This is a genomic window from Trinickia soli, assembly GCF_002879855.1.
GTDB lineage: Bacteria > Pseudomonadota > Gammaproteobacteria > Burkholderiales > Burkholderiaceae > Trinickia > Trinickia soli.
Genome location: NZ_PNYB01000002.1, coordinates 297,145 through 308,060, shown reverse-complemented (window position 1 = coordinate 308,060; position 10,916 = coordinate 297,145). Strand labels below are relative to the sequence as shown.

7 protein-coding genes are annotated in these 10,916 nt (G+C 63.1%); 5 read left to right on the top strand and 2 right to left on the bottom strand.

Annotated features, from left to right (window positions below; translation table 11 throughout):
• The first annotated feature begins 144 nt into the window (after positions 1-144).
• Entirely contained in the window at positions 145-2,331 is a 2,187-nt protein-coding gene (locus tag C0Z19_RS03715; RefSeq protein WP_102608425.1) for a prolyl oligopeptidase family serine peptidase, read from the top strand.
• Between the two features lie 126 nt (positions 2,332-2,457).
• On the opposite strand, the gene C0Z19_RS03710 is transcribed toward C0Z19_RS03715, so the two are convergent.
• Positions 2,458-2,871: a hypothetical protein gene (locus C0Z19_RS03710; protein ID WP_102608535.1), complete on the bottom strand. Its 414-nt coding sequence runs from the start codon at positions 2,869-2,871 to the stop codon at positions 2,458-2,460.
• Positions 2,872-3,302: 431 nt separating this feature from the next.
• Here C0Z19_RS03710 and C0Z19_RS03705 point away from each other — a divergent pair, with 431 nt between their 5' ends.
• Positions 3,303-3,839: a hypothetical protein gene (locus C0Z19_RS03705; RefSeq protein WP_102608534.1), complete on the top strand. Its 537-nt coding sequence runs from the start codon at positions 3,303-3,305 to the stop codon at positions 3,837-3,839.
• A gap of 72 nt (positions 3,840-3,911) precedes the next feature.
• Here C0Z19_RS03705 and C0Z19_RS28175 read toward each other — a convergent pair whose 3' ends face one another.
• The gene (locus C0Z19_RS28175) at positions 3,912-4,052 is read right to left on the bottom strand and encodes a hypothetical protein (RefSeq protein WP_158242938.1); all 141 of its coding nucleotides are present in this window, start codon (positions 4,050-4,052) and stop codon (positions 3,912-3,914) included.
• Between the two features lie 106 nt (positions 4,053-4,158).
• Between C0Z19_RS28175 and C0Z19_RS03700 the strand changes: the two genes are divergently transcribed.
• From C0Z19_RS03700 to narH, 3 genes are read left to right on the top strand one after another with little or no spacing between them, the layout of a single operon-like run.
• Positions 4,159-5,568 carry a NarK family nitrate/nitrite MFS transporter gene (locus tag C0Z19_RS03700; protein ID WP_102608424.1) on the top strand — a complete coding sequence of 470 codons (1,410 nt, stop codon included), beginning with the start codon at positions 4,159-4,161 and terminating at the stop codon, positions 5,566-5,568.
• Between the two features lie 13 nt (positions 5,569-5,581).
• Positions 5,582-9,394: a nitrate reductase subunit alpha gene (locus C0Z19_RS03695; protein ID WP_102608423.1), complete on the top strand. Its 3,813-nt coding sequence runs from the start codon at positions 5,582-5,584 to the stop codon at positions 9,392-9,394.
• Positions 9,391-10,914, top strand: a complete 1,524-nt coding sequence (narH, locus tag C0Z19_RS03690; protein ID WP_102608422.1) for a nitrate reductase subunit beta — start codon at positions 9,391-9,393, stop codon at positions 10,912-10,914. The genes C0Z19_RS03695 and narH overlap by 4 nt, the downstream gene beginning before the upstream one ends.
• The last annotated feature ends 2 nt before the right edge of the window (positions 10,915-10,916 follow it).

The following is a 10,916-nucleotide window of genomic DNA, read 5'->3' as shown; positions in this document are numbered from 1 at the left end:
GCGCCGGGCGATCGATGCTGCGCAATAAAACCCGCCGCGCGATCGTGATGCTCACTTGGCGCCATCATTCGAGCAAGTTCTCTACTATCGTCGGGGCGCGCCGCGCGTTAATCTTGCGCGTCGTTACTTGGAGCGAGCACAACAATGAAACGAAACAAGCCTCTTCTAGCCGTAACGGTTCTGTCTTGTCTCACCGCCTCGAGCGCTGCCTGGTCGGCCGACCTTCCCCCCGTCGCCCCCGTGCATCCCGTCACGAATACGTATTACGGCACGCCGGTCGTCGACAATTACCGCTACATGGAGAACCTGAAAGATCCCGTGGTCCAGGCGTGGATGAAGGCGCAGGACGACTACACGCGGCGCACGCTGGCGGCGATTCCGGGCCGCAATGCGCTGGTGCAGCGCGTCGAGTCGTTGATGGGCGGCGATCTGCGTCGCACGGATTTCATGCGACGAGGCCATCGGCTGTTTTACCAAACGGCCGCGGCGGGCGAAAACCTGCTGAAGCTGGCCTATCGCGACGGCGTCGACGGCGAAGAGCACGTGCTCGTCGACCCCGCCGCGTTGTCGAAGGACAGCGCGCGCCATTACGCGCTCGATTGGTACGCGCCATCGTGGGACGGCCGCTACGTCGCGTATGGCATTTCCGAAGGCGGTTCGGAGCAGAGCGTGTTGCACGTGGTCGACGTGCAAACGGGCCGGGCACTCGCCGAAGCGATCGACCGCACGAGTTCGTGCGTGGTGTCCTGGCGCAACGACAATCGCTCGTTCTTCTATCTGCGCTATCCGAAGGTCGGCCCCAATACGCCGCCTGCGCAAAGCGAGTACAACGCAGTGACGCACCTGCACGTGCTGGGGCAGCACGCCGATGGCGACGGCGACGCCGCGGTCTTCGGCCGCGGCGTGTCGGCGCAACTCGACGTGCCCGAGGGACAGGGGACTTACGTCTTGCTTTCGCCCGATTCGCCGTATGCCGTTGCCGTCGCGAATCACAACATGGATAACAATCCGAATACGTTCTACGTTGCCCGACTCGCCGACATCCACGGCGCCAAAACGCCGTGGAAGAAAATCGCGAGCCCGGAAGACGGCGTCGTCGACGTGCAACTGCACGGCGATCGTCTCTATGCGTTGACGGGCAAGGACGCCTCGCGCTTCAAGGTGGTGTCGATGCCGGCAGCGCGTCCCGATCTCGCGCATGCGACGACGATCGTGCCCGAGGGGCTCAACGTCATTGACTCCTTTGCACTGGCGAGCGACGGGATATACCTTGCCGAGCGCGCCGGCGCAACGTTCGAGCTGCACCGGACCGGTTTCGACGGCAAGGACGATCGCACGATCGGGCTACCGTTCGCGGGCGCGATTCGCGATCTTCAGCCCGACGCGAAGCTGCCGGGCGTGATGTTCGAGCTGCGCGGTTGGATCAAGGCGCCGCGCGAGATCGCCTATGCGCCGGGTGCGGCCGCGGCGGCCGACACGGGACTCATTCCGCCATCGACGACGGAGTCGGACGAACTGGAGGCGCAGGAAACGTTCGCCACGAGCTACGACGGCACGCGGGTGCCGATTTCGATCATTTCGAAGAAGGGCATTGCGCGCGACGGTTCGCATCCGACGATCATCTACGGCTACGGCAGCTATGGCTTGTCGCTGGACCCCAACTATCAACCGGCGTGGCGCGCCTGGTTCGAGCAGGGCGGCATCATGACGGTCGTGCATATGCGAGGCGGCGGCGAGTATGGCGATGCCTGGCACCGTGCCGGCCAAAAGCAGTGGAAGATCAACACGATGTTCGACTTCCTGGCGGGCGCGCATTACATGATCGACCAAGGCTATACGCAGCGTCGCTATCTGGTGGCGAACGGGCGCAGCGCGGGTGGCATCGTGATGGGCGGTGCCCTGACACTCGATCCGGGCCTGTTCCGCGTCGTGCTCGATGACGTCGGCGTATCCGATACGTTGCGCTTCGAGACGGAGCCGAACGGCCCGCCGAACGTGCCCGAAATGGGCTCGACGACGACCGAAGCCGGTTTTCATGGGCTCTACGCAATGAGTGCCTACGCGCACATTCATGACGGCACGCCATATCCCGCCGTCATGTTTACGACGGGGGCGAACGATCCGCGCGTCTCGCCGTGGCACATGCTGAAAATGACAGCGCGCGTGCAAGCCGCAACCTCGAGCGGGCGGCCCGTATTGCTGCGGGTCGACTACGATGCGGGGCATGGCATCGGCTCGAGCGTCAAGCAAACGGCCGACCGTTTCGCAGACGAATGGGCGTTCTCGCTCTGGCAGGTCGGCGCCGAGGGTTTTCAGCCGAAGGCGAAGTAGCGGTGAATGGCGCGCGCCGCGGCAAAGGCGCGGCGCGCTGACGCATCGCGGAACTGACGCTATGCGTCGTCCGCACGCTTGCCACCGTCTGCGAAACAAGAGGGCAACGGGGCAATGGGGCGCGACTTACGCCGTGCGGCGCGCCCCATCGCCGTCGTGCCGGTTGCCGGCGACGGGTGTCGGCTTGCCGAACCACGCTACTTCGCTTTGTATCGAAGCGGCATATGCGGCCCAGCCGTGCGGGTTGTCATGGAACAGGTGCTCGCGCACCGGGCTGGCGAGCGCCGCGCGATCGAGCGGTGTTTCCAACAGCAACTGTGGCCACAGGCAAAACGCGCGCAAGGCAGCCGCGACAAACTCACGCACGGTCATGCGTTGGTAAGCGTATTCGAGCAGCGGCACATCGGCGAGCAGAGGCTGCGCCTCGGTCAGCTCGCCCAGCGTTTCGTCGGGGCGCTCGTGCGCGAGCAGCAGGCTCGTCGTCTGCAGGACGCTGCCGAGCTGCAGCAGCAGGGCCCGGCGCTCATAGCTGTCGTTCATTCCGATGCTCCTTGCCGCTCCGATGCGGCCCTGATTGGCGTTCGCCCCATGGCGTCCGCCGCGCTGCACGACGCTCACGGCCAGCGTAAGCGCGTGCGAAATCGCATGCGTTGATCGGCGTCAAAGCGCCACGGCGAGAGGCGATGCACGCAGGTTTGACGGCGATCAAAGCGCACCGCAACGGGGCGGCGCACGCTAGGCTGAGCAGCGTACCGTGCGCCCATTGCGCCCATTGTGCCGCTGTGCAGCCTGCCGAACTGCGCTGTTCGAAGCCATTCGACGCCCTAACGGCCGACGAGTTGCGGCAGGGTGGCGAATTTTTTCGCCGTTGGTACGCCGAAGCGGTCACGCCCGGAAGGGGCGCCTGCATCGACAGCATGGAGCAGCAGGCGGCTCGCGCAAGCGCGCCGTACGTGGCAAAGGAGAGCGTCATGAATCAACGCGCGACCTACCTTGTCTACGAGCCGCACGGGCCAGGCCTGATGTGCGCCGTCGTCGTGCTCGTGGACGGCGAGAACGTTTACGGCTGGTACACGGGACCGTCACGCGGCGGATTCGTGGCGAGCTTCTTCATGCTCGAGCGCTACTATTCGATGCACGAAGCGACCTTCTATCACAGCGTCAGCGACGACGTTTACGACGATTGGGTGATTGCGTACCCGCCGACGGAGATCGTCCTTGGGAATCGCTCTCCGCTGCCGGAAGGCGTAAGCAACGCGTTGGCGTCAGCGCAGGCCGCCTTTGCCGCCGAGTGGCTCTGCTACAGCGACGACCCCGGCGCCGCCGCGGATATCGAGTGGTACCGCGCGCGCAACTTACCGCTCGTGCATGCAGGTATTCGCTGCGAAAAACTGCCGAAGCTCGCCGCTGGGCCGGTGACGTGGGTGTACGCTTCGCCCGCACTCGATCAGAACATCATCGACTTTCTGCGCAAGCGCTGGCCACTCGATTTCGCACTGGCGAGCTGAAAGGGATGGAGGCGCCGGCTCGCCGGCCCGTGTCACCGAAGCGCGTCACAAACTCCCAAACGCCGCAGGCAATCATGGTTGATTGTCCGCGCGCGACACATCTGCCGCCATGACGCGCATCAATACTTTGCCTCGTTGTGAGCGGTGGATTGCGGACACGCTGTCGCGCTCCATCGACTTTTTGATGTATTTGATCGACATCAATTCAGGCATCGGGCCGACCGGTTAGTTTCTGGTTCGTCGGCGTGAGCGCATTCGGAGGAAACCGATCGAACGCGTCGCGCCGCCGAGATCAAAACCAATCGATAGGGGTGCCGCCATGACCATCCGTTCGCTGACGCAGCGAAGCGGCCACACGCTGGACATCTGGACGCCCGAGGACAAGGCCTTTTGGGAGCGCGAGGGCGAAGCCGTTGCGAAGCTCAATCTTTGGATTTCGGTGCCGGCCCTGTTCCTGGCCTTTGCAATCTGGCAAGTCTGGAGCGTCGTCGCCGTCAGCTTGCCCGGGCTGGGATTCAAATACACGACGGATCAACTGTTTTGGCTCGCCGCCGCTCCCGCGCTGAGCGGTGCGACGTTGCGCATCTTCTATTCGTTTATGGTGCCGCTCGTCGGCGGTCGACGCTGGACGGCCATCTCGACGGCATCCCTGCTCGTGCCTGCGCTCGGCATCGGCTTTGCCGTGCAAGACAACACGACGCCTTACGGCACCATGCTCGCACTTGCGCTGCTGTGCGGCTTCGGCGGCGGCAACTTCAGTTCGAGCATGGCCAACATCAGCTTCTTCTTTCCGAAGGAGCGCAAAGGCTCCGCGCTCGGCGTCAACGCGGGTCTCGGCAATCTCGGCGTGTCTGTCGTGCAGTTTCTGAGTCCGCTCGTGGTCACCGCAGGCGTGCTCGGCATCTTCGGCGGCGCGCCGCAAACGATCGTCAAGGCCGGGCATGTATCGCAGGTCTGGATGCAAAACGCGGCGTTCATCTGGGTGCCGTGGATCGCGGTGGCATCGCTCGCCGCGTGGTTCGGCATGAACGACATCGCCGAAGCGAAGGCTTCCTTCGCGGCGCAGGCGGCGATCTTCCGACGCAAACACAACTGGCTCATGTGCCTGCTCTACCTCGGCACCTTCGGTTCGTTCATCGGCTATGCGGCCGGCTTTCCCTTGTTGATCAAGAACGAATTTCCGACCGTCAATCCGCTTGCCTATGCCTGGCTCGGCCCGTTGATCGGTGCAATCGTGCGTCCTTTCGGCGGCTGGCTCGCCGATAAGCTTGGCGGCGCACGCGTCACGCTCTGGAATTTCGTCGTGATGGCGTTGGCGGTCGGCGGCGTGCTGTTCTTCCTGCCCTCTGGGCCGTCGGGCGGCAGCTTCGGCGGCTTCTTCCTGAGCTTTCTCGTGCTGTTCTTCACGACGGGCATCGGCAACGGTTCGACGTTCCGCATGATTCCGGTGATCTTTCTCGCCTTGAACCTGAAAGAGGCCGATCCGCACGACCGCGCGGCGATCGAGCGCGCGACGAAGCAGGGCAACACCGAGGCCGCGGCCACGCTGGGCTTTACCGCGGCAATGGCGGCGTACGGTGGCTTCTTCATCCCCAAGAGCTACGGCACCTCGATCTCGCTGACGGGCGGCCCCGAGGCAGCGCTGTACGTCTTCATCGGGTTTTATCTGATCTGTATCGCGGTGACGTGGTGGCAGTACGCGCGCCGCCGAGCACCGATGCCATGTTGAATTCGGAGCATCCATGAGTCACTTTCTCGATCGACTGATTCACTTCGCACTGCCGTCGGAGCGCTTTTCGGAAGGCCACGGCGTCACGACCGGCGAAGATCGCAAGTGGGAGGATGCCTATCGCAACCGCTGGTCGCACGACAAGATCGTGCGCAGCACGCACGGCGTCAACTGCACGGGTTCATGCTCGTGGAAGATCTACGTGAAGGGCGGCATCGTCACGTGGGAAACCCAGCAAACCGACTATCCGCGCACGCGCTGGGACATGCCCAATCACGAGCCGCGCGGGTGCGCGCGCGGCGCTTCGTATTCCTGGTACCTGTACAGCGCAAACCGGGTCAAGTATCCGATGGTGCGGGGCCGCTTGCTCAAGCGCTGGCGCGCTGCGTTGGCCTTGCATCGCGATCCCGTCGATGCGTGGGCGTCGATCGTCGAAAACGACGAAGCACGGCGCGATTATCAGCAAGTGCGCGGCATGGGCGGCTTCGTGCGCAGCACCTGGGATGAAGTCAATCGCCTCGTCGCCGCCGCGAACGTTTATACGATCAAACGTCACGGGCCCGATCGCATCATCGGCTTCTCGCCGATCCCGGCCATGAGCATGGTCAGCTACGCTGCGGGCAGCCGCTATCTGAGCCTGATCGGCGGCGTCTGCATGAGTTTTTACGATTGGTACTGCGATCTGCCGCCGGCGAGCCCCCAGGTCTGGGGCGAGCAAACCGACGTGCCTGAATCGGCCGACTGGTACAACTCGACGTTCATCATCGCGTGGGGCAGCAACGTGCCGCAGACCCGCACGCCCGACGCCCACTTCTTTACCGAAGTCCGCTACAAGGGCGCAAAGACCGTTGCGATCACGCCCGACTATAGCGAAGTAGCCAAGCTGGCCGATCTGTGGCTGCACCCGAAGCAGGGCACCGACGCCGCGCTTGCCATGGCGATGGGCCATGTCGTCCTGACGGAATTTTTCTTCCGCAAGCGCAGCGCCTACTTCGACGACTACGTGCGGCGCTATACCGACATGCCGATGCTCGTGATGCTCAAGCGGCACACGTTGCCCGATGGCCGCACGACGCTCGTGCCGGATCGGTATCTGCGCGCGAACGATTTCGCCGGCCACCTCGGGCAGACGAACAATCCCGAATGGAAAACGGTAGCCTTCGATCGCACGGGCCGCGTCGCATTGCCGAACGGATCGATCGGATTTCGCTGGGGGGCGCAGGGGCGCGACGATGCGGGCAAATGGAATCTTGAAGAACGGGATGCGCAAAACGACGGCGCAGTGAGCCTGAAACTCTCCGTGCTCGAAGATACGCCGCAGGCGCATGAGATTGTCGACGTGGCGTTTCCGTACTTCGGCGGCGTGCACAACCCTCATTTCCCCGCGAACGCGCAAAGCGGCGCGATATCGGTCGCGCGCGTCCCGGCCGTTCGCGTCGCGCTCGGCGGCGATGCAAATGACGCGGGCGGCGCCAACGAAACCTACGTCGCAACGGTGTTCGACCTGCAGGCCGCGCAGTACGGCGTCGATCGCGGGCTGGGCAGCGGCGCAGCGAATTACGACGTCGACGCCGCTTACACGCCGGCATGGGCCGAATCGATCACGGGCGTCCCGCGCGGGCAGATCGTTGCGCTGGCGCGCCAATTCGCCGAGAACGCCGACAAAACGCACGGCAAATCGATGGTCATCATCGGCGCGGCGATGAATCACTGGTATCACGCCGATATGAACTACCGGGGCGTCATCAATCTTTTGATGATGTGCGGGTGCATCGGCCGCAGCGGCGGCGGTTGGGCCCACTATGTCGGCCAGGAAAAGCTCAGGCCGCAGACGGGCTGGACGGCGCTGGCGTTTGCGCTCGATTGGGCGCGCCCGCCGCGCCAGATGAACAGTACGAGCTTTTTCTATGCGCATACCGATCAATGGCGCTACGAGAAGCTGGGTCCGGACGAGATCGCCTCGCCGCTGGCCGACGCTTCGTACGCGCAAGCGAGCATGATCGACTACAACGTACGCGCCGAGCGCATGGGCTGGCTGCCGAGCGCACCGCAGTTGACGACGAACCCGCTGCGTCTCGCCGACATGGCGGAGCGGGCAGGCCAGGATGTCCGTGATTTCGTCGCTAACGGCTTGGAAAGCGGCAACTTGAAGATGAGTTGCGAAGATCCCGACGCCCCCGAAAACTGGCCGCGCAACATGTTCGTATGGCGGTCGAACCTGCTGGGTTCGTCGGGCAAGGGCCACGAATATTTTTGCAAGCATTTGCTGGGGACGAGTAACGGCGTGCAGGGCAAGGACCTTGGGCCGAGCGACGCCAAGCCGCAGGAAGTGAACTGGCACGCGCAGGCGCCGGAAGGCAAGCTCGATCTGCTCGTCACGCTCGACTTCCGGATGAGCACGACGTGCCTGTACTCCGACATCGTGCTGCCGACGGCGAGCTGGTATGAGAAGAACGATCTGAACACGAGCGACATGCATCCGTTCATTCATCCGCTCTCGGCGGCGGTGGACCCGGTTTGGCAGTCGCGTTCGGATTGGGAAATTTACAAGGGCTTTGCGAAGGCATTCAGCGAGGTGTGCCCGGACCATCTGGGGGTCGAACGCGATGTGGTGATGACGCCGCTCATGCACGACACGCCCGCGGAGCTCGCGCAGCCGTTCGAAGTGCGCGAGTGGCGCAAAGGCGAGTGCGCGGTGATACCGGGAAAGACAGCGCCGCAGGTGACGCTCGTCGAGCGTGACTATCCGAACCTGTACAAGCGGTTCACGGCGCTCGGCCCGTTAATGACGACGATCGGCAACGGCGGCAAGGGCATCGCCTGGAAGACGGAAGCCGAGGTCCAACAGTTAGGACAACTGAATGGATTGACACAGGAGGCCGGTGTAACGCAAGGCATGCCGCGTATCGTCACCGACATCGACGCGTGCGAAGTCATCCTGCAACTTGCTCCGGAGACGAACGGCCACGTCGCGGTCAAGGCATGGGAGGCGTTGTCCAAGGCGACAGGGCGCGATCATACGCACCTGGCTCTGGCGCGCGAAGACGAGAAGATCCGCTATCGCGACGTCCAGGCACAGCCGCGCAAGATCATCAGTTCGCCCACCTGGAGCGGCATCGAGAGCGAGACGGTCAGTTACAACGCGGGCTACACGAATGTCTACGAGCTGATTCCCTGGCGGACCCTGACCGGCCGTCAACAGTTCTACCAGGACCATCCCTGGATGATCGCGTTCGGCGAAGGCTTCACCAGTTACCGCCCGCCCGTTGACATGAAGGCGACGGATCTCATGAACGGCGTCAAGCCGAACGGCAATACCGAGATCGTGTTGAACTTCATTACGCCGCATCAGAAGTGGGGCATCCACAGCACGTACAGCGACAATCTGCTGATGTTGACGCTCAATCGCGGCGGTCCCGTCGTATGGCTCAGCGAAGACGACGCGCGTCGGGCCGGCATCGAGGACAACGATTGGATCGAACTGTTCAATGTCAACGGCGCGATCTCAGCGCGCGCGGTGGTCAGCCAGCGCGTCAAGCCTGGCATGGTGCTCATGTACCACGCTCAGGAAAAGATCATCAATACGCCCGGCTCGGAAATCACGGGCGTGCGCGGCGGCATTCACAACTCGGTGACGCGCATCGTGTTGAAGCCCACGCATATGATCGGCGGCTACGCGCAACTCAGCTACGGCTTCAACTATTACGGAACGATCGGCACCAACCGCGACGAGTTCGTGGTCGTGCGCAAGATGCGGCATGTCGATTGGCTTGACGAACCCGCGGCTGCGGTGAGCGCGGCGCAAACGCAAGGAGTCGAAAAATGAAAGTGCGCGCCCAAATCGGCATGGTGCTGAACCTGGACAAGTGCATCGGTTGCCACACCTGCAGCGTGACCTGCAAGAACGTCTGGACGAATCGGCCCGGCGTTGAATACGCGTGGTTCAACAACGTCGAAACGAAGCCCGGGGTCGGCTATCCGAAACAGTGGGAAGACCAGGAGAAGTGGAACGGCGGCTGGATTCGCAAAAAGGACGGTTCGATCGAACCGCGCCAGGGCAGCAAGCTCAAGGTGCTCTCGCGCATCTTCGCCAATCCGAACCTGCCGCAGATCGACGATTACTACGAGCCCTATACGTTCGACTACGATCATCTGCAAAGCGCGCCGGAAATGAAGGCGGCGCCGACAGCCAGGCCGCGCAGCCTCATCACGGGCCAGCCGATGGATAAGATCACGGGTGGGCCGAACTGGGAGGAGATCCTGGGCGGCGAGTTCTCGAAGCGCAGCCAGGACAGCAATTTCGAGGCGATTCAAAAGGACATCTACGGACAGTTCGAGAATACGTTCATGATGTACCTGCCGCGTCTTTGCGAACACTGCCTGAATCCCGCATGCGTGGCATCGTGCCCCTCGGGTTCGATCTACAAGCGCGAGGAGGACGGCATCGTCCTGATCGACCAGGACAAGTGTCGCGGCTGGCGCATGTGCGTCAGCGGTTGCCCCTACAAAAAGATCTACTACAACTGGAAGAGCGGCAAGGCGGAGAAGTGCATCTTCTGCTACCCGCGTATTGAAGCGGGGCAGCCCACCGTGTGCTCCGAAACGTGCGTGGGGCGCATCCGCTATCTCGGCGTGTTGCTTTACGACGCCGACCGGATCGAAGCGGCCGCCAGCGTCGAGAACGAGCAGGACCTGTATCGCGCGCAGCTCGACGTGTTCCTCGATCCGCACGATCCTGCCGTGATCGAAGCGGCGCGGCGTGACGGCGTGCCGGAGAACTGGCTCGACGCCGCGCGCAACAGCCCCGTGTACCGCATGGCCGTCGAATGGCAGGTTGCGTTGCCGCTGCACCCCGAGTACCGCACGATGCCGATGGTGTGGTATGTGCCGCCGCTGTCGCCGATCACGGGCGCCGCGCAAGCGGGCCATATCGGTGCGAACGGTGCGATTCCCGATGTCAGCCAGTTGCGGATTCCCGTGAAATATCTCGCGAATCTGCTGACGGCAGGCGACGAAGGCCCGGTCGTGCGTGCGCTCGAGCGGATGCTGGCGATGCGCGCTTACCAACGTGCCAAGCATGTGGACGGCATCACCGACGACACGGTGCTGCGCCAGGTTGGCATGAGCGTCGAAACGATGGAGACGATGTACCGCGTGATGGCGATCGCGAATTATGAAGATCGCTTCGTGATTCCGACGTCGCATCGCGAGTACGCCGAGAATGCGTTCGACATGCGTGGCGATTGCGGATTCAGCTTCGGCAACGGTTGCAATCACGGCGATGAGGACGCAAGCCTGTTCGGTGGCCAAGGCAAACGGACGATCCCGATCAAGGTGGAGAGCTGATC

Coding starts and splice junctions, on each gene's coding strand:
- C0Z19_RS03695 (WP_102608423.1), top strand. CDS start 5,582: ATGAGTCACTTTCTCGATCGACTGATTCACTTCGCACTGCCGTCGGAG.
- C0Z19_RS03700 (WP_102608424.1), top strand. CDS start 4,159: ATGACCATCCGTTCGCTGACGCAGCGAAGCGGCCACACGCTGGACATC.
- C0Z19_RS28175 (WP_158242938.1), bottom strand. CDS start 4,052: ATGCCTGAATTGATGTCGATCAAATACATCAAAAAGTCGATGGAGCGC.
- C0Z19_RS03705 (WP_102608534.1), top strand. CDS start 3,303: ATGAATCAACGCGCGACCTACCTTGTCTACGAGCCGCACGGGCCAGGC.
- narH (WP_102608422.1), top strand. CDS start 9,391: ATGAAAGTGCGCGCCCAAATCGGCATGGTGCTGAACCTGGACAAGTGC.
- C0Z19_RS03715 (WP_102608425.1), top strand. CDS start 145: ATGAAACGAAACAAGCCTCTTCTAGCCGTAACGGTTCTGTCTTGTCTC.
- C0Z19_RS03710 (WP_102608535.1), bottom strand. CDS start 2,871: ATGAACGACAGCTATGAGCGCCGGGCCCTGCTGCTGCAGCTCGGCAGC.